The organism is Shewanella sp. SM20, assembly GCF_025654545.1.
GTDB lineage: Bacteria > Pseudomonadota > Gammaproteobacteria > Enterobacterales > Shewanellaceae > Shewanella > Shewanella oncorhynchi.
This window is the reverse complement of sequence record NZ_JAKKRK010000026.1, coordinates 1-19,122: the sequence shown is the minus strand read 5'-3', so window position 1 is coordinate 19,122 and position 19,122 is coordinate 1. Positions and strand designations below refer to the sequence as shown.

The 19,122-nt window shown below is 44.9% G+C and carries 16 protein-coding genes and 1 riboswitch; of the genes, 6 read left to right on the top strand and 10 right to left on the bottom strand.

What is annotated here, in order from left to right; genetic code table 11:
* Positions 1-14: 14 nt before the first annotated feature.
* Both L5M18_RS12245 and L5M18_RS12240 read right to left on the bottom strand, forming a co-directional pair.
* Positions 15-2,621 (bottom strand): glycosyl hydrolase family 18 protein, encoded by a 2,607-nt coding sequence (locus L5M18_RS12245; RefSeq protein WP_263197118.1) that lies wholly within the window; start codon positions 2,619-2,621, stop codon positions 15-17.
* A gap of 113 nt (positions 2,622-2,734) precedes the next feature.
* Positions 2,735-2,823, bottom strand: a riboswitch (cyclic di-GMP riboswitch).
* Positions 2,824-3,174: 351 nt separating this feature from the next.
* Positions 3,175-3,960, bottom strand: a complete 786-nt coding sequence (locus L5M18_RS12240; protein WP_028761333.1) for an ROK family protein — start codon at positions 3,958-3,960, stop codon at positions 3,175-3,177.
* A gap of 393 nt (positions 3,961-4,353) precedes the next feature.
* Between L5M18_RS12240 and L5M18_RS12235 the strand changes: the two genes are divergently transcribed.
* Positions 4,354-6,141: an aminopeptidase P family protein gene (locus L5M18_RS12235; RefSeq protein ID WP_263197116.1), complete on the top strand. Its 1,788-nt coding sequence runs from the start codon at positions 4,354-4,356 to the stop codon at positions 6,139-6,141.
* A 173-nt stretch (positions 6,142-6,314) separates the two neighbouring features.
* Here the strand turns inward: L5M18_RS12235 and L5M18_RS12230 are convergent, their stop codons facing one another.
* Positions 6,315-7,580, bottom strand: coding sequence for an HD-GYP domain-containing protein (locus tag L5M18_RS12230; RefSeq protein ID WP_263197115.1), 1,266 nt, complete (start codon positions 7,578-7,580; stop codon positions 6,315-6,317).
* A gap of 531 nt (positions 7,581-8,111) precedes the next feature.
* Here L5M18_RS12230 and L5M18_RS12225 point away from each other — a divergent pair.
* Positions 8,112-9,680, top strand: coding sequence for a methyl-accepting chemotaxis protein (locus tag L5M18_RS12225; RefSeq protein WP_263197113.1), 1,569 nt, complete (start codon positions 8,112-8,114; stop codon positions 9,678-9,680).
* 361 nt (positions 9,681-10,041) lie between these two features.
* A complete protein-coding gene (locus L5M18_RS12220; protein WP_028761337.1) occupies positions 10,042-11,343 on the top strand; it encodes a DEAD/DEAH box helicase in 1,302 nt (433 codons plus the stop codon).
* 117 nt (positions 11,344-11,460) lie between these two features.
* Here the strand turns inward: L5M18_RS12220 and L5M18_RS12215 are convergent, their stop codons facing one another.
* Genes L5M18_RS12215 through L5M18_RS12205 form a run of 3 tightly spaced genes read right to left on the bottom strand, consistent with a single transcriptional unit; the run spans position 11,461 to position 12,730 of the window.
* Complete coding sequence (locus L5M18_RS12215; RefSeq protein WP_263197112.1) at positions 11,461-12,351, bottom strand: hypothetical protein; 891 nt, start codon at positions 12,349-12,351, stop codon at positions 11,461-11,463.
* 39 nt (positions 12,352-12,390) lie between these two features.
* Positions 12,391-12,564 carry a hypothetical protein gene (locus L5M18_RS12210; RefSeq protein ID WP_263197110.1) on the bottom strand — a complete coding sequence of 58 codons (174 nt, stop codon included), beginning with the start codon at positions 12,562-12,564 and terminating at the stop codon, positions 12,391-12,393.
* Positions 12,551-12,730, bottom strand: coding sequence for a hypothetical protein (locus tag L5M18_RS12205; RefSeq protein ID WP_263197108.1), 180 nt, complete (start codon positions 12,728-12,730; stop codon positions 12,551-12,553). The genes L5M18_RS12210 and L5M18_RS12205 overlap by 14 nt, the downstream gene beginning before the upstream one ends.
* A gap of 307 nt (positions 12,731-13,037) precedes the next feature.
* On the opposite strand from L5M18_RS12205, the gene L5M18_RS12200 reads away from it, so the two are divergent.
* The 3 genes from L5M18_RS12200 (at position 13,038) to L5M18_RS12190 (ending at position 15,324) form a co-directional block, all read left to right on the top strand.
* The gene (locus L5M18_RS12200; protein ID WP_263165668.1) at positions 13,038-13,691 is read left to right on the top strand and encodes a peroxiredoxin-like family protein; all 654 of its coding nucleotides are present in this window, start codon (positions 13,038-13,040) and stop codon (positions 13,689-13,691) included.
* Positions 13,692-13,790: 99 nt separating this feature from the next.
* On the top strand, positions 13,791-14,426 hold the full coding sequence (locus L5M18_RS12195) for a DUF2913 family protein (protein WP_131523605.1): 636 nt from the start codon (positions 13,791-13,793) through the stop codon (positions 14,424-14,426).
* Between the two features lie 145 nt (positions 14,427-14,571).
* Positions 14,572-15,324, top strand: coding sequence for a substrate-binding periplasmic protein (locus L5M18_RS12190; protein WP_263197107.1), 753 nt, complete (start codon positions 14,572-14,574; stop codon positions 15,322-15,324).
* Positions 15,325-15,404: 80 nt separating this feature from the next.
* Here the strand turns inward: L5M18_RS12190 and L5M18_RS12185 are convergent, their stop codons facing one another.
* From L5M18_RS12185 to L5M18_RS12170, 4 genes are all read right to left on the bottom strand, one after another.
* A complete protein-coding gene (locus L5M18_RS12185) occupies positions 15,405-15,926 on the bottom strand; it encodes a hypothetical protein (RefSeq protein WP_028761343.1) in 522 nt (173 codons plus the stop codon).
* An 18-nt stretch (positions 15,927-15,944) separates the two neighbouring features.
* Positions 15,945-18,068 carry an aldehyde ferredoxin oxidoreductase gene (locus tag L5M18_RS12180; protein WP_263178123.1) on the bottom strand — a complete coding sequence of 708 codons (2,124 nt, stop codon included), beginning with the start codon at positions 18,066-18,068 and terminating at the stop codon, positions 15,945-15,947.
* A gap of 16 nt (positions 18,069-18,084) precedes the next feature.
* Positions 18,085-18,729, bottom strand: coding sequence for a 4Fe-4S dicluster domain-containing protein (locus L5M18_RS12175; RefSeq protein WP_263197105.1), 645 nt, complete (start codon positions 18,727-18,729; stop codon positions 18,085-18,087).
* A 156-nt stretch (positions 18,730-18,885) separates the two neighbouring features.
* Positions 18,886-19,122 (bottom strand): transposase (locus L5M18_RS12170; RefSeq protein WP_411569272.1); only part of this gene is annotated, 237 nt, incomplete at its 5' end.

Genomic DNA, 19,122 nt, shown 5'->3' with positions numbered 1-19,122 from the left:
AAAATTTTGGATGATTACTGGCAGGTTGCCGCGCCAATATCAACCCATACTGCTGCAACACCCGGTACATCACCTTTAGTCCAGTAACTCGCCTTCCATACACGACCGTTATAGCTGGTGGTTTGACCGCCGTTATACACCACACCTGCATCCCAACCGAGATCAACTTGGCTGAGTAGCAGCCATTGGTCTGCGGTGCGAGATGGCGTATTGCCCTGAGTCCAATACTTTGCTTTCCATACCAACTGACTATGACTCACTGTATTACCCGTGTTGTATACCACACTGGTTTGCCAAGCAGGATAGTTACCGGCATTGGGATCGGTTGCATCGCATCCACCGCCGACCACTTTTGGCGTCACGGTCAGATTAGTCGATGCGCTTGCATCTAAGGCACCATCGGAAACCAGCACACTCAAACCATAGCGGGTCGCTTCGGTAACATTGGGGCCAGTAACGACTAACGTGGCACTATTTTGCCCGGTTGCCGACACGCCTGCGGGCACAGTCCAAGCGTAGGTTAAGGCATCACCATCTGCATCGGAGGCATTCGCCACTATACTGACGATTTTACCCGCTTCAACTGTCGTAGTCGGAGCCAGAGTCACTACAGGTGCTTGATTAGGCGTATCAGCCTTGTTCGTCACCAGCACAGTATCGCTGGTAAATAGCCCTTCAGGATCGGTGACTTTAAGGCTAAAACCATAGGCGACATCGGTTTGGGTTGCTCCCAGTTGAATAGTCGCATTCGCCATATCTGCATTCGCGATGGCAACACTTGGCCCAGAGACTTGAGTCCAGAGATAGCTTAAAGCAGCGTTTTCAGGATCGCGCGAACCGCTACCATTGAGCGTCACATCGGCGGGACCTGTGACATTCACATCCACGCCCGCATTGGCAATGGGCGCTTTATTCACTGGCGGAGTGGTGCCTTCACCATGGCCTAAACCTTCGTGCATGGCATTCAGAATGTCACCATTATCGGCATCAAGTTCCCACGCAAAAAGCCCACCAAGTTGATTAGAAAGCACATATTGCCCCTTGGCTTTAACTGAACGAGCATCATCGAAAGTAATTAAATCGCCAGTAGATGCCTTGAACAAAGATGGCGCCTCGGCCGTTTCGTCATAGCTGTAAGTCCAACCGCTTCCCATGTAGTCATTCGCTATCTGACGATAATCTACCACACCAGCTTCCCAAGTACCTTTTACTTTGCCCGTTGCCGTCCCCGTGAAAGGATTATTACCACTGTAGCCATTGACACCTGTCCAGCCGCGGCCATACATAGCGGCACCGACCACAATTTTCCCAGGGGTCACGCCTTGGCCTAACAGCGCATTAACGCCATTAGCTGTGGTGTAACGGGTATTGGGATCCCAACTCGCTTCATACAGATTGGTTTGATGGCCGAGTTCAGTATTAGTCCAACCACCATTAAAGTCGTAACTCATCAAGAAGATGTAATCCATGTACTGCTGAGCAGCCTGATAATCGACTTTTTGAATTTTATCGTCACCAGCGCTAATCGCTGAGGTCAGCTCATAGGTACGACCCGTTTCGGCGCTTAGTTCATCAAGCATCGCCCGCAGTTCACGCATCAGAGTCACATAGGTTTCACCGTCATTGGCATTACCTAAATTTGGGTTAGCGCCATTCCCCCCTGGAAATTCCCAGTCGATATCTACGCCATCGAAGAATTTCCAGGTCTGTAGAAACTCTTTCACCGAAGCGACAAAGATATCGCGCTTTGCTTTATCACCGAAGAAAAAGAAGGGATCCGAGAGGGTCCAACCACCAACCGAAGGTAAAATCTTCAAATCTGGATGTGCTTGCTTAAGTGCCATCAATTGACCAAAGTTACCTTTGTAAGGATCTGAATGCTCACTCACTCCCGCCTGCGGTATTTGAATCGCCGCCCAAGGATCGTGAATCGCAACTTTAAAATCACCACGACCACTACAGGCACGTTGCAACGCTTCGAAACTGCCTTCGATTTCTTTCAAGCTATCATTGATTCCATCACCACCACAAATTGGGGTAAAGCCATATAAAATATGGGTTAAGTTTTGCGCAGGTATCTTATCGACCGGAAATTTACGGCCGTATACGCCCCATTCGACAAAGTAACCTCCCACCACTTTGCCTGATTTATTCGCATAGGGACGGTTGTTTTCTTTTAGGGGAGCATTGAGTGGTACTAAATGGCTGCCGTCGGTATCAGCCACGAGGATTTGTTTAGCATCACTCGCCGTACAGCCATCGCTGTTACACAGTTGTACTTGCATCTGATAACGGCCGCCCTTGTTCACCTTAAAGTTAGCGGTTCCCGACGCGCCAGATGGGCCTTCCCAAACTACATTGCCGTTGAGTAACACTTGGGCTCTATTGCCCACATCGCCACTCCAAAGGTTCCAACTGACGGAGACATCGGCGGCATCTTTCACCGTAACTAATTGATTGTAAGCAGTAGCCGCTTGATTCACTTCAATAATAGCGAACTTAGTTTCGCCCCAACCTAAAGTCGGTTTACCGGGCGCCGCTGCAAAAACGCTGGCACTCACGGTAGATGCCAGTGCTGATGCCACTAGCAAGGCTGATGTTGAAATTTGAGTCTTGAACATGAGATATCCCTATTGAATTTTTATATGAATCAATAAGGCAAACAAAGCGTAGACAGGAAACAGCACTCTCTTAAAACCATGCAAAACGACTGACAACTGCACGAAGAAAAACCTGTGGTATCCCCGCTATCATAGGTACAGACGAACCCTTAGACCGGAGGCTTTGCGTCCCAGTTTTTCAACTGGTTTGCCTTTTACACACAATGACAACGTTGTCATTGCAAATATCAGCATAAGCGTAAGCGCAATAAAATTGCAACAAAATATTATCAACTGTGTTATTGGCAAGAATCGTAAATAGAACTAGTCATCTGATAAGAAAGGAATTATGCAAATTAAACTATCGCTAATATTTACTTTGGGTAATGAGGATTATCTAAATACTTTAAAAATAAAAAAACAGGACTCGATATGCCAAAGACATCATAAGTCCTGCTTTATATTTCACAATTTACGTCGCTTATGCAGCTAAAACTCAATCACTAAACATTCATGGCGCAAACCATTGTCGAGCAACATTTATTATCTTTATGCGCGGGGTTATTTATGATCCTTATGCACGAGGATAGTCCCTTGCGAGCATCACAGATAAACCGCGGCAAACCAAGGTTTCCATATCATCGACACGATTGATTTTCATCTCAGCTAAGGGCGCGCTCAATGCCATTTGCTTTAAGCTTTCGAGGCAGCCTTTGTAGTAAGGAGCGCTATTCATCATACCGCCAGCAAGCCAAATTCGATTGGGATTAAATAAATTAACCGCCCACGCTAATCCCATGCCGAGATAACTGCCCGCGCGATATAAATCATCCTGAGTGGAGATTTTGCGGCTGCGCACTGAATCGCCACTGGCCAGTTGCTCTAAACTAAACTCGCCAGATTCTGTCATCACGCGACAAGGCCCCAACTCCCCCGCCACGCCCGTCGCTCCCGTAAAGACTTGTCCATTAAAGGCAATAGACATACCGATCCCAGTGCCGCACATGACCAATAACTCACAGGCATATTTGGCATCACAAGTCGCTTGCATACCCGCATCGATATCGTTGCAGATAAACTTAAGCTCACCCTGGGTTTTGACTGTATCGAAGCTCAATCCATTGAGTCCAGGTAAAGATTTACAAGAAACCAAACGATTATTTTGTACCAGTCCAGGTACGGCAATAGCTAATTGGTAATGCTGTAAATCATAATCACGTTCAAACGCCGCGATTTGATTATTTAACTCTTCAATTTTAAAACCTTCACCTGTGGGGATTTTATATTGTTCTGTATGTCCCGCGAGCTGAAGTTCGAACAGGGCTTTGGTACCGCCCACATCTATTGTTAGTATTTGCATCGCTTACTCCACTGATACATGTGCCCCACTCTGACCCCGAGTAGAGATGGCAAATGTTAGCATAGGGTCCAAATGTTAGCGATTGAATAAAACTTAAGTTGCTAATTTTTAAGGAACAAGTCCTAATTAAAACATGACCAACCTTTTATTTAATTCACTTTTCATGCTCAAAATCACATAAATAAATTAACAACAAACCCCATAACCTCAAGCGTCTTACCTGCACAAATTCACGATTGTATACAAAATCCTTTATTCGCTACCCTTGCATCTAGCGCGCTAGACTTGCGATAATCCGAGCCGGTTAAAACTCAAATCAACATAAACCTACTCATCCTTAGGCGATCTTCGCCTACCGACTCGCATAGCATGCCAGTCTCTATTGGAGCCCATATGTCACAATCAATCGCTAACCGTCTCGGTGCTATTCGTAACGAATTAACATCTGCGAATCTCGATGCTTTTATTATTCCCCGTGCCGACGAATATCTGGGCGAATATGTGCCAGCACATAACGAACGTTTGTACTGGGCAACCAACTTTACCGGTTCGGCGGGTATGGCTATCGTATTGAAAGATAAAGCCGCAATATTTACCGATGGCCGCTATACGGTTCAAGTTCGTTTACAAGTCGATGCCACATTTTTCAGTTATGAAAGCCTAACCGATACACCACAAATTGAGTGGTTATGTGACACGCTACCAGCAGGGTCTCGCGTTGGTTTCGATGCGCGCTTACACACCTTAGCTTGGTATGAAAATGCCAAAGCAACCTTAAATAAATCCCAAATCGAATTAGTTGCAGTTGAACAAAACCCCATCGATTTGTATTGGCAGAATCGGCCAGCACAGTCGAACGCTCCTATCACTTTGTTTAGCAACGAGAGTGCTGGTAAAACCAGCCTGCAAAAACGCATTGAAATTGGTGCATTAGTAAAAAAAGCCGGTGGTGATGTCGCCTTAATCGCCGCCTTAGATTCTTTCTGCTGGCTACTCAACATTCGCGGCAATGATGTACCGCGACTACCAGTTGTACTCGGCAGTGCTCTGCTCCACGCCAATGGCGATATGCAGCTCTTCACCGATTTAAGCAAACTCCCAGGGGGCATTGAGGAGCATGTTGGTGCTGGCGTCAGCTTTAAAAGCGAGGCATCTCTTGCAGATACACTCGCCAGCATGCAGGACGTAAAACTGCTGGCCGATCCGAACTCTGCTAACGCTTGGGCACAAAACATTGCCCGTGAGGCAGGAGCAAAATTAATTGCCGGAATCGATCCAGTCGCTTTACCTAAAGCGCAGAAAAACGCCGCAGAACTGGCCGGCATACGTGCCTGCCATATCCGCGATGGCGTCGCCGTGAGTCGATTCCTTGCATGGCTCGATGCCGAAGTGGCAGCCAATCGTATGCACGATGAAGGCACCCTTGCGGATAAATTGGAAAGCTTTCGCCTAGAAGATGAGCGTTACCGCGAGCCAAGTTTCGACACGATTTCAGCTGCCGGTCCTAATGCCGCTATGTGCCATTACAATCACAACAATGGCACACCAGCCATGATGACAATGGACAGCATCTACTTAGTGGATTCTGGCGCTCAGTATATTGATGGCACGACAGATGTGACCCGTACCATTGCGATAGGTGAAGTGACCGATGAGCATAAAAAAATGGTTACGCTGGTGCTAAAAGGTCATATTGCCCTCGACCAAGCTCGCTTCCCGAAAGGCACCTCAGGCCAGCAGCTCGACGCTTTCGCCCGCCAATATTTATGGCAATATGGTTTTGATTACGATCACGGTACAGGCCATGGTGTGGGTCATTTTTTAAGTGTGCACGAAGGTCCACAGCGCATAGGTAAAAATGTCAACGGTATCGCATTGATGCCCGGCATGGTGCTTTCCAATGAGCCGGGTTACTACCGCGCTGAGAGTTTTGGCATTCGCTTAGAAAACCTCGTCGTAGTGCAACACTGTGAAGCACTTAAAGGGGCTGAGCGTGAAATGTATGAATTCGATGCGTTGACTATGATCCCTATGGATGCGCGCCTTATTGATAAGAGCCTGTTAACGCAAGCGGAAATAGACTGGTTTAATGCTTATCATCAGCAAGTATTCAATACACTTTCTCCGTTAATGTCGGGTGATGAACTGGCTTGGTTAACTCAAGTGACTAAAGCAATTTAGCACTCCGCTGATAAGTAGCGATTTAAGTCGTTATATTAGTCACTTAGACACTATAAAATAGAACGCCCAAGGCAATTAGCATTGGGCGTTTTTTTAGCGCTATCTGTGTGTTTTAAAACCCACGCCTTATTTCAAAACCATGATTTCAAAACACGATTTAAAAACATGAGTCGCTAAACCATAGTAGGTTGTGCCATCGGCTGATAAGCATCATCCAGCGATGCTTTAGACAACACTTCAAAGTCCTGATGAATTTCAATAAAACAATCGACTAATTCAGGGTCGAAATGCTGACCTTTGCCTTCAATAATTAAGTCGATAGCCTCTTGGTGGCTAAAGGGCCGCTTATAACATCGGGGAGAAGTCAGCGCGTCATAAACATCAACTAGGGCCACTATCCTCGCCGAAAGCGGAATATCTTCACCTTTCAAACCAAGGGGATAACCACTACCATCCCACTTTTCATGGTGACCCGAAGCAATATCGCGGCCCATCTGAATAAAAGTACATTGGGGCGCATATTCCAACAAACTGCGTAGCACTTGTCCCCCGATCACAGGATGAGCTTTAATTTGCTCAAACTCCTGCGGCGTTAATTTACCCGGTTTAAGCAAAATCGCATCGGCAATACCGACTTTACCTATATCGTGCAAAATGGCCGACAAACTAATGTCTTGAATATAATCTTCGTTCAATTCTGCAGGAGGATTGGCAGCCAGTAGTCGCTGCGACGCGAGCATTTTCGAATACTGCCGCATACGTAGCAAATGCGCGCCCGTTTCGTTATCTCTGTATTCGGCGAGTTTAGCTAAGCCTAATACAGTAGCTTGGCGTGATGCTAAGGTTGAATCGAGTGCATCAGCCAACTTACCTAATAAATAAGTGATGGTTAACGTCAACATAGCATTGGTCACGATAAAATTGACCACGACAACGGCCCAAATACCGATGCTATAACCTTGGGTTTCAGGCCAATTGAGCCAATTAAAATGATAGGCAAAACCAATCAATACCAAACTTAGCCCATTCAAACACTGGGCATATAAGCTGGCTCGATTGCCTAAAAAAATACCGACTAACGGCGGGAAAATAAATAACCAGAAAAAACCAGCTCCCGAAGGGCCAATCGCAATTAAAAAACCGATGCCGATAGCAAAACCCAGCAAGCAGCCACAGCCAAAACGCGTACTATCAGCAAGCTTAGGAAAATACAGTAAAAGCAGTAAAAACAGATAAGCCAGCGTATCAAATACCACCATAAACCAGAGATCGGCGATGACGCATAAATACACACTAGTGATATATACAGGCACGCAGAGAATCGCTAGAAAGCCAAATAAACGTTCAAAAATCAAACGTCGCCAATGTGGCAGTGCCGCCGCTGTTCCCAAGGACGCTGTGGCTAATTTAGTTACACCACGCCTAAGTGATATCGCCATGGGAAGTTCCTCTTATGTAGCATTCCCGCTGTGAGCTAATAAACTAGAAGAGCAAAATCAAGATACACCACTGAAGCAAGGAAAAATAAGCCATTTTTTGTTGCCCATTAAAGAATAGACTAAGGCCAATAAAGCGCTCCATGAATACTGCGATATCAAGCCGAATCAACGACATTAGTCCAATATCATCGAACATAATTTATATTTAAGATGAATGACAAATACCCACTCAAGACATAAAAGAATAACCCTATACAAAATACTAGAATTAACGATTTAACAGGATAAACGCTTGTTTAACACCATATTCTCACTACTTAAAAACTTTATATATTGCAATAGCTTATAAATACGACGAACGATTGATTTTCACCAGTCAGCCATGAGAAACCGCTCTCCTATACCCACACAAAAATGATACTCTTATCACATAACAAGCTTACTCCGATGAGAGTCAGCACAAGAAAATTCGCGCCTAACACCGCGTCCTGAACCCTAATGAACCACATCGGCCCTGAATGGACACACTAAATGAGCCAGAGTAACGCCTCAGCGAATAAAATAGTTAATACACAGAGATCAGATCAAGAAATCCGCTTAACACCACAAGATGAACTCATTTCCACCACTGATACTCGCGGTATCATCACTTACGTCAATGCCCGCTTTGCCGAAGTATCAGGCTATAGCGATCAAGAATTAATTGGCAGTGCCCATAATATGGTGCGCCATCCGGATATGCCGAGCGCCGCCTTTAAAGAAATGTGGGAAAAACTTAAGTCAGGCCAATCTTGGCGCGGCATAGTCAAGAACCGCTGTAAGAATGGTGGCTTCTATTGGGTTGATGCCTTTGTTTCGCCCTTGTTTGAAAACGGCACTATTATCGGTTACCAATCGGTGCGCATTCAGCCTCAAGTCGCCTACGTCACGAAAGCTAATGAGATTTACCAAAGACTCAAATTAGACAAATCCATTCCTAAACCCTTAAGTTTAATGCAAAAACGTATCGTATCTGCGGTTGTAGCCTCCACAGGTTTACTGATCGCTGGCTACTTTTGGGGCTGGGGCGTAATTATCGCAGGGGCGATTCTGATGAGTTTAAACCTCGCCATTTTCTACGATGAGGCCTTTCGTATTCCCGCTAAACTGATTGAAATGCAAAACAAATATGACTCTATCAGTCGTTACATTTACTCGGGTGCAGATACCTCTTCTATCCTCGATTTCCAGCTCATCATGCTACAGGCCAAAATGAATGGCGTACTTGGGCGCACCCAAGATCAAGCCAATCAATTACATGCAATTGCCGATCAATTAGTGGTCGCGACCGAGCAAACCTATGTCAGCCTAGATCAAGAAAAAAGTCAGCTAGAACAGCTCTCTGGCGCGATGGAAGAAATGAGTTCAACCATCACAGAAGTGGCGCAGAATACACATCTCACCTCCACCAGCATCAATACCGCCTATGATCTCTGCCTTAAAAGCAGTGCCAACATGAAGGCCAACACTCAAAAAATGGAGCAACTGGCAAAGTCTGTTGCCGATGCCACCAACAATGCCCATCAATTAAATAAAGAAGCCGAGCTAGTCGCTAATGCGATGGGCGAAATTGACTCTATTGCCGAGCAAACTAATCTCCTCGCCCTCAATGCCGCGATTGAAGCTGCCCGTGCGGGTGAACAAGGTCGTGGGTTTGCCGTGGTCGCCGATGAGGTTCGCGCCCTATCGAGCAGAACCCAGCTATCGACCAACAGTATTTCTAAGAGTGTCGATAAGATGTTCACTATGCTCAACGCATGGGCCAAAGAAATGGAACAAAGCCGTCAACATGCGGAGCGTTGTGCCAGCGATATTCAACTGTCCGCCGACAATGTAAACACCATTTACCAAGAAGTGAGTGATATCCACACCTTTGCCCAACAAAATGCAGTGGCAGCCGATCAACAGCGTCAAGTGGTCAATGAGATCGCCAGTAATATTCACTCCATCACCCATGCCAGCGCCGAGAACTTAGCCGCAACCCATTTGATTGGTGATGCAGCCCATCTTCTTAAACACAATGCCGAAAAAGCCCTCGGCCTGAGGCGCACCTTCGGTTAAACATAAGTACAAGATCCAAAATACCGCAGCCTAGGTTGCGGTATTTTCTAATGTAGCGAGCTTTAATCCGTATTGTTGAGTCCATATTTTACTCAACCCTTGTATAGATCAATAAGACCTAGCCCACCTGAACCAGTGCCAAGCCTTTTATCCCCTCCTGATGAAATGATGCAGATAAAATGCCAAAACACTAAAAAGTACAGGTTTTAACCGAAATTTTTGCTATACTCCGCGCCCGCCATTTTTCTTATAAAATCTGTGTGGAAGAATGAGCCAGCCGGTACACCTCTCTCCTTTAGACGAGTGATAAAGAGGCTAGTGGCGCTTGAATGTTTGAATAAGTGAACGATAGGAATCCAAAATGAGATTTGAATCTTTTAGTTTTTCCCCCGAGATTTTGCGCGCTATCTCAGATTGCGGTTATCAACAAATGACGCCTATTCAGCAGCAAGCGATACCTGCTATCCGCCGCGGCCAAGATGTCTTAGCCAGTGCCCAAACCGGTACGGGTAAAACCGCCGCTTTCGCGCTGCCGATCCTGCAAAAGATGGTTGAAAAGCCAAGCGAAACGCTAAAGTCGAATGCCCGCGTATTGATCCTTACGCCGACCCGTGAGCTTGCAGCTCAAGTGGCTGACAACGTTACGGCTTACTGCAAATACTTAAACTTCAGTGTCTTAACCATTTACGGCGGCGTAAAGATTGAGACTCAAGCGCAAAAGTTGAAACGCGGCGCCGATGTGATTGTTGCCACCCCAGGTCGCTTACTTGAGCACCTTACCGCCTGTAACTTAAGCCTGTCGAACGTCGACTTTTTAGTGCTAGACGAAGCCGATCGAATGCTCGACATGGGCTTTAGCGCCGATATCCAAAAAATTCTTCAAGCGGTAAATAAGAAACGTCAAAACTTGTTATTCTCGGCCACTTTCTCAAGTGCAGTGAAAAAACTCGCCAACGACATGATGGTTAAACCGCAAGTGATCAGCGTTGATAAACAAAACACTACAGCCGACACCGTTAGCCAAGTAGTTTATCCGGTTGAACAACGCCGTAAACGCGAACTGCTTTCTGAGCTTATCGGCAAGAAAAACTGGCAACAGGTATTGGTATTTACTGCGACCCGTGAAGCCGCCGATACACTAGTCAAAGAATTAAACTTAGATGGTATCCCATCTGAAGTGGTCCACGGTGAAAAAGGCCAAGGCAGTCGTCGCCGCGCCCTGCGTGAGTTTGTGGCGGGTGATGTGCGCGTACTAGTTGCCACCGAAGTCGCCGCCCGTGGTCTTGATATCCCAAGCCTTGAATACGTAGTCAACTATGACTTACCTTTCCTCGCAGAAGATTATGTACACCGTATCGGTCGTACAGGCCGTGCGGGTAAAACTGGCGTAGCCATTTCATTTGTGAGCCGCGAAGAAGAGCGCACGTTAGCCGATATCGAAAAATTGATTGGCCAACAGATTCGCCGCGTCACTGTGCCAGGTTATGAAGTTGGCAGCCGCGAATTGCTATTAAAGCAATTGCAAACCCGCCGCAGTTTTGCCAAAAAGCAACAAAGAACCGACAACGTCGGCGCTCAAGTTGCTGCTGAGAAAAACATGCAGGGCCGCCGCGTAAAAATGAAAGTTGGTCAAGCACCGAGCAAGGCAAAAAAACTTAAGTAATTATCCGTTAATTGATATTATCAGTGTTTGCCAATATTGATAAAAAAGCGATTTTAAAGCGTCCATAACCGGACGCTTTTTTATACTCACTCAATAATAACCTTGGTAACCTTTATCTCACCGTATTATGTTACCCAATAACGCTTGAAGCCTTGTTTCATTTATACTATTTTCGCCTCGCCACCCCGCGAGAGGAAGTATAATATCCGATCGAGTACTTCCTGGGTACTTCACACTACAGATATCGGTAAAATGGGTGAATCCATCATATAAAGGTTTTACATAAGGATTTGGCATAATCCCCAATTCAGCCAATACCATTAATTGTCCGCGAAAACTATATTTCTCATAGTTAGGAATAATTTTAGCTTTCTTGATGCGCTGTTCTAATTTTCCGGGTGTTTCATCTTGAGGAGCTTGACGGATCATATCGATTAACGATATCAATATACTGATATCCTCTGGTGTAGGAGTACAAGGGGGAATGGCAGTAAACTCCTCTAATTCAAAGAGATTACCACACCACCTTTCATTCCATACACTCCCGGCATAGCAACTGAATATTTTATGTCCTTTTTCTATCCAAACATTTCTTCTTATTGAGCAAACGGGGCAAACATCCCCTTCGCTGACCATTTTATGTTCAGGAACCGCTTGAGCGAACAAATAACTTAATATGGGTTGCCTTCCTCTTGGAAAACTTGAAAAGCCACATATATATGCCGAAATCAAATTCTCAATCGATAAGTGAGGATGCTCAAGCAACGTTTTATAAGCGTTAATACATTCATCATGACTATATTTGATTATCTGATTAACAGGATAACCACTTTTTTCAAGTGTTAGTATTTCTGCATTAGATAAACCGTCATTAGAATAGTGTGTAGTCCCAGACTCGCAATCAAACTGGTCTCCATTATCTATTCTTTGCATATATCCATTTTCGTCTTTGATATAAGACTTTTTAAAATAGATTTTCTTTAATATTTTAAATAATCCCTTATCCATTTACAGCTCCCGTGATTGAATATTGAAGTGCAATACAATTTATCGATGACCACGTTGAACGCCACCATAGCGCTCCAAATACTTCACCATTTTTTGACTCGTGGCGGTATAACTCCCTATATGAAACTCGCCATGCCAATGGGCCAGCTCAACAGGAAGGTGACCTAAGTTATTGGCATGATGGACATCGACCCCAGCTTCAACCAGTAACATGAGAATATCGAGTAATTGCAGTTAGCAGCAATGCAATAAAAGCCGTCATATTTTGTGAGTCGATATATTCGACATCAACACCCTGTTTGATCAACTGTTTTACGGTAATGATATCGTGTTTTACCACTGCATCAATTAAGGCTTGCCCCATCAGCTTGTCGTTCACTCGTTTTAACCACTCCAACACTACGCTGTAATCGCGATAAAATCCAAATGGTTACCGTTATAAATACCTCACCAACCAACCCCATCAGTATCACATTGGTGCAATCATCTGCATTGGCTTGTAAGAATGTTCGGCAATTGCCGCTCTTTTAATGCTCGTACCCGTTTAGTGCTAACTCGAACCACTCTTAAGCAAGTTAGACATAACAAATATAGATTTACGCAATATCTCTTTTTCTAAAACGAGGGAAATATTAACAACAACGACTTAAAAAACGAAGAAAACAAAACCAAATTAAGGACTTTATATGCAAACCGCTTCGATGTTACACAGGTTTTACTGCACAACCATCTTACTACTAACAAGTCTAACGGCTATTGCGCAACCCATCGCTAAGGATGAGTTTTCCATCAGTCCGCTACTTAATGGTCAGCAAATCCCTAAGGTAAACTTGCAAGATATCAATGACAAAACGGTCGATTTAGCAGAATTAACCCAGAAAAAACCAACCATTTTCTTCTTTTACCGTGGTGGCTGGTGCCCATTTTGTAACAATCAAATGGGGCAACTAAAAGCGATTGAGCCTGAGTTATTAAAAATGGGCTTTCAGTTAGTGGGAATTTCACCCGATACGCCAGCTCAACTTAAGGCTTCGGCGGCAAAAAATGAACTTAAATATCTGCTGCTTTCCGATGAAAAAATGCTGGCATCCCAAGCCTTTGGTTTAGCTTTTTACACTAGCGAAAAGGTGACTGAAACCTATACCGCACGCCTTAAGCTCGAGAATCCTTTATGGATCACCCCTGAAGGTGCCAAACGTTTAGTCTTACCTGTACCCGCCATTTATATCAGCGACGACAAGGGATTAATTCATTTTCAATATATCAACCCTAACTACAAAGTGAGGCCCGCGCCAAAGCTGATTTTAACCGCCGCGAGTTTGGTGGGATCGCAAGAATAAATATCGGTTTAACGACCGCTTTGCTAAACTAGCTCCGCCGCAATCAATATCGTCCAAGTTCAAATAGATAACATCACTTCAGCCCGCGGCGGAGTCATAATGAATTCTCAAACCTATAACCAAGCTGTGCTCGAACTCGCCCTTGCGGGTCTTGCCGATTTAACCGCTTCAGCACAGACCAAGAAAGCCCAGCGCACCTCTGCGCAGGAAAGTCATTTTTTGTGTAATTGGATGGTCGAGTCCTTAAAAGAAAAACGCTTTTCTAAATTGGTAGCCGACGATCTCACGGCTTGGATACGTTTGGCTCGCAGCCAAGGTGCGGGCGCCGAACTCAAGCGTTTACTAGAAAGGATAGTGTATCAATATCAATCAGTTGAGACATCTGAACCCGCTTTAGGCACGGCATTAAATGCCATGATAGAAACCTTAAAACAAGCCGATTGGTTAGTCTTTACTGACACTGAAATCAGTGCCAAGCTGAAACTCGATGGTGATGGTCAATCTAGCTTAGTGATTGATGCCAAAGAATTTAATCAACATATTAAAGACAATCAGCTGATCAAGCCAATCAACTTATATGTCCGCGCCGATGAACAGACACTAACGCGCATCGCCCTGTCCCATGGGTTATTGCTCAGCCAAGGCAATAAAAAAACTAGCTTGATTAAGCACCATAAAACCTATCAAATTTTCCCTAAAAATCAGCAACCTGCCCTGTGTCAGCTATTGGCTTAAGGTGTAATAGCGAAAAGCAGAAAATAGCTTGAATATGGCGGATGTGACTGATTGTGATCCAATAAACAATTCATTCACATAGTTTAGGTAGAATGGCCATCGGATAGGCCTTAGCTAAAGCAGAGATAACAAGGATAAAAGCAATATGGTTAAGCGATGTTTGCAGTATAAACACTTAGTTCGATTTGCCTTGTTCGCCCTTTGCTTTGCTCAACCAAACGCCTATGCGGAGCAGCTCAAATACAATATCACAGGCTCCTATTCTTGGTATCCGTATTTTATCGGTGATCAAGCCGAGGCGCCGGGGATGATTACAGAGCTTATCCCGATGATTTTATCCTTAGCGAAAATCGACGGTGAAATCCTCACCCTGCCGCCAAAGCGCACTAATAACGCTCTGGAAACCGGTCAACTCGACTTTGATATCGTCAGCCCAAGTTGGTTTGAAAAACAGGATTTAGGGCCGCTGTTTGTCAAATCGGTCCCCATAATGCAAATCACTGAGTATGTGGTCACATTGCCAGAAAATGTCAGTAAATATAAAGATATCGGCCAGATAAAAGGTAAACAAATCGGCACTGTGCGCGGTTATTTATACCACGACGACAAGGATTTTATCCGCGCCGACTTCACCTCCGAGCAGGAGCTGATCAAAGCCTTAGATAAACACAGAGTCGATGCCGTTATTGCAGGTAATTACCCGGCGTTGTATTGGTCGACTCAGTTGCGGATCCCTGTCGCACTGGCGGCAGTGCATTCTGATGGTGACTTAGTGTTTAGGTTACGAAAAGAACATACCGATTTGCTTCCTGCCATCAATCAAGCCATAGCGACACTGAAGGCCAATGGTAAAATTGACGAAATCATCAAAAAGTACACTCAAACGCTGGCAAGCTAATTTCACGCTAGCTATATGAGATATTTGCGATAAAAAAGCGCCCGAAGGCGCTTAATCAATATCAATAAGGTAGCAGAATCTCAGTTTGACCATTCACAAGGATCATAATTAGCGAGGACGGCCGCATAGCTGTGACTCAACCCCAGAGTAGAGTAGTAATAACCTTTCCCCTGATTGTCCACTGCATAATGGATATCCTCGGCCCCTAGCTGTTGTGGTAATTGCTCACGCACATTGGCTAATGTAGGCTCATCATAAAGATAGGGGGCAAACGTCAGTACACTCTCCAGATAGACCTCAGTATGGCGGCAACTATTGCGACGGATCTGGGCAATAATCGCCTCAAACGCTTCACCCCGCTCCAACGCTAACCATTGCTCAGCGTAACGTTCAACTATGCTTCTATCGGAATAGAAGAAATACCGCTTATCCGACAAACGCATCTGCACATCCTTGTAAGCCTCATTGAGGATCAGGCGAATATAACTGTTAACCGTTTGCTCACTATCCCACTCGAGCCCTGCCACGGCGGCGATTTGCTCCGCCGTGACTAAGCGTCCGTGTTGGCTAAATACCCTGATATAACCGACAAGTTCAATCATAGTGTCCAACTATAGTGTTCAACTGGGTAACAGGCCTCGCGCCGCCAATCTATCGGCAACAAAACCTAGGCTAAACTTGTCGAGCGTGGCCCGAGTTGGCGCACCGGTTTGAATATCCCAACCAAAGGCTTCATAGAACATGTCCAGCGCCGTTTGCATGTCAGCGCGGTCCATCTTGATGGTGCCCTCTTGACCGAAGTTTTTATCTGGATTCAAATCATAAACCCAGTCACTGAGCACATCATGCTCTTCGCGCATATTGCTTTCATTCATTTGCAATACGGTTAAGGCACGGTGTAAATGCAGCACTCTTTCCGCCTTAAAGTCCAATTCCGTTTCTGTGGTTTCAATCCCAGTCACTAAACTGAACATCTGCGATTCAATGGTGCTATCGCCTTCATAGTTGCGATTTTTATCCGGTGATGCCAGCAGTGGGAACATCCAATTACACAGTGTCAGAGAGTCATGTAATACGTTTTTCACCAGCGACCATTTTGCAAAACGGATCTTAGCCACATTGATTGGGGTATACCAATTCACCTTATCGAATGCACCTTCACCCCATTTTTTCTCGGCAATCGCCACTGTCATATCGTGTGGCAAACCACTGTTAACTATGTTGATGTGGGAATGGCACTGAGCATCACGGTTAAAGACGACGTTGATTAACGTACCCACCTGACCCGCGGTTTCACTAGCATGGTGCACGGCAGCATTGGTTTTCTTGTTGAATACCTTAGTGGCACTTTCTTTGTGAATATCCCAATTACCTAACTTGGGATTGGTTCCATCTAAACCCCAGCGCTTGATCAAATCATATAAGCCGTCGGCCATATGGGAAATTTCACCTTCTTTAAACGCCACTCGGCGATAAAAATCAAGTAAGAAAGCGGGATCTTGGTTATCCCAGAGCGCCCAAGGAATACTATTAAATTCATCTTCAGGTAATAAATGCTTAAACATATCCTTTGTTTTTAGGAATTTAAATAGATGAGAAATGGAGCCATAGTTACACCAAATACCATAGTCATCGAGAATATGAGCCCCTAAAGCGCCCGCCATCGCATGTGCTTCTGTACCATTTTTGGTGCCCATTAAATACTGTGGTACGAGGAATCCCATACAGACGTTAGATATATGTTCGGTTTTACGACCGTATTTGCTTTTCAATTCAGGGACTTTTAGCTCGCAGAAGCAACGTATTGGGCATGAATGACAGCCTCCCGTACGCTTCATCCACTTATTGGCATATTCCACACCTATGTAGCTTTCTGCCATCGAAGTTCGAAACCCAATACGATTGCGTTCATTCCATGGCACTTCGCCTAAATCGATTTCTTGATCGGCAGCGCCCCACTTCAAACCGGGCCGAGATTTCCAGCGGCTGATGGGTGCTGAGTACTCAGCCCAAGATTGCGGCGTTGAAGGAACGACACCATTATTGTTGGCACCGATAATACCTAAAATATGGTCATCTAAGGCACGCATCTTTTCATTATTGGCGGCGATTTTAACGGCACCAGTGCCGATAATGCCGATCCCTTTACAATTTTTGGACCCCATTACCGAGCCATGACCACCTGCTGAATGCCCGCCCTGAGTCATAATGACAGAAAGAGGCACTTGGTTTTCACCCGCTTGGCCAATCGCAGCGACTTGTGCATTGGGTCCCATCATTTGCGCGATCATAGCGTGGGTATCAAATATACCTTTACCCCATAGGGCATCGGCAGGTTCAATCGTGACCTTATCATCCACAATTTTAAGCCACACAGGACTGCTCGCTTTCCCCTCTATTGCTATCGCATCGAAACCCGCAAATTTCATTGCGGGTGAAAAATGCCCACCAAAGTGACCATCGGCAATCAGATGTTTTTCAATTACAGGACTACGGGAAGTAATGGTTGTTCGTCCAGTACAAATAACGCCTGAACCCGTTAATGGCCCGGCAGAAAAGACAATAATATTATCTGGGTCGATTGCTGTAATATTATCCTTATGATCATCCCACAATATTTTATAACCAATACCCATACCACCGATATAGTCATAATATTTATTGATTGGCTCATACCATATATGATTAGTTGTTAAATTAACTCTGAGGACTTTACCCGCCCAACCACCTATTTTATCACTCATATTATTTCTCCTGAATTTAAGAAACTAAGCCGGTATATTTTTCATATTGTTCTAATGCAGCTTCAGCCTCTTCCCAGTTATAAAATTTAATTGCACCTGTAGGACAAACTTGCGCGCAGGCAGGTTTACCGTTACATAAATCACATTTGACGGCTTTCATTTTACTGCGAACAACTTTAATGACTTGCTGAGGACACTTATCTGCACAATAACCACATCCGACACAACGTTCTTCATCAATCACTTTGGCGCCAGTTTGTTCGTTCGTTGAAATAGCTTGCTGTGGACAAACTTCAGTGCAAACTTCGCAGTGGCGACAAGTGGAAGGAACAACGGTTTTATCGCCGCACACTCCTCGTTGTATTTCATAGTCAAATTGCACACCATGTGGGCCATAGTTCATATTTCTTTCTACTTTGACGCGGGCAAGTGTCGGACTGCTATCCCCTTCATGGTTCCAACCACAGGCAATTTCACAGCGTCTGCAACTAACACAAACCGTAGGGTTCACCACCATGAGTCCACCAGGCATGACTTCTACTATCTCTTGGCTATTACTGTCACTGCCACAACCGGTCAGAAAACTTATTAATGTTCCGCTATAAACTGTACCGACAGCAACGCCCATACCGCCTTTAAGCATTCCTCTTCTGGTAATCATATTTGATCCTTTATTAGTCAAAGCAATATAATTAAAATATGCATACACTTTGATTCCCGACAATTTATGCTAAAGTAATTATGTCCTTGACTTTTTGACCTGCGTCACAATTACCCATATTGGGGCATTATTAGATCAGGGTGAGATTACGAGTGGTCATTTAATAACCACACTCATGCCGGCTTCAAGCACCGCATCCAAATAAGCCTCATTCATCAATGCCTGACGCTGCTTTCTTCTGATACTCATTTTTCGCTTCTCAGCGCGTAACATATTCAAACCAAAGTGTCGCATCGTGGCAAGATTAGTCGCTGCATTACCACGGTATATCTGGCACGCATCCTCACCTAAACTCACATCCAGCACCCAGTGCAACTGGTTCAACTGGTTTTC

Coding starts and splice junctions, on each gene's coding strand:
- L5M18_RS12230 (WP_263197115.1), bottom strand. CDS start 7,580: ATGGCGATATCACTTAGGCGTGGTGTAACTAAATTAGCCACAGCGTCC.
- L5M18_RS12185 (WP_028761343.1), bottom strand. CDS start 15,926: ATGATTGAACTTGTCGGTTATATCAGGGTATTTAGCCAACACGGACGC.
- L5M18_RS12215 (WP_263197112.1), bottom strand. CDS start 12,351: ATGGATAAGGGATTATTTAAAATATTAAAGAAAATCTATTTTAAAAAG.
- L5M18_RS12220 (WP_028761337.1), top strand. CDS start 10,042: ATGAGATTTGAATCTTTTAGTTTTTCCCCCGAGATTTTGCGCGCTATC.
- L5M18_RS12190 (WP_263197107.1), top strand. CDS start 14,572: ATGGTTAAGCGATGTTTGCAGTATAAACACTTAGTTCGATTTGCCTTG.
- L5M18_RS12180 (WP_263178123.1), bottom strand. CDS start 18,068: ATGAGTGATAAAATAGGTGGTTGGGCGGGTAAAGTCCTCAGAGTTAAT.
- L5M18_RS12210 (WP_263197110.1), bottom strand. CDS start 12,564: ATGTTACTGGTTGAAGCTGGGGTCGATGTCCATCATGCCAATAACTTA.
- L5M18_RS12195 (WP_131523605.1), top strand. CDS start 13,791: ATGAATTCTCAAACCTATAACCAAGCTGTGCTCGAACTCGCCCTTGCG.
- L5M18_RS12200 (WP_263165668.1), top strand. CDS start 13,038: ATGCAAACCGCTTCGATGTTACACAGGTTTTACTGCACAACCATCTTA.
- L5M18_RS12175 (WP_263197105.1), bottom strand. CDS start 18,729: ATGATTACCAGAAGAGGAATGCTTAAAGGCGGTATGGGCGTTGCTGTC.
- L5M18_RS12240 (WP_028761333.1), bottom strand. CDS start 3,960: ATGCAAATACTAACAATAGATGTGGGCGGTACCAAAGCCCTGTTCGAA.
- L5M18_RS12245 (WP_263197118.1), bottom strand. CDS start 2,621: ATGTTCAAGACTCAAATTTCAACATCAGCCTTGCTAGTGGCATCAGCA.
- L5M18_RS12235 (WP_263197116.1), top strand. CDS start 4,354: ATGTCACAATCAATCGCTAACCGTCTCGGTGCTATTCGTAACGAATTA.
- L5M18_RS12225 (WP_263197113.1), top strand. CDS start 8,112: ATGAGCCAGAGTAACGCCTCAGCGAATAAAATAGTTAATACACAGAGA.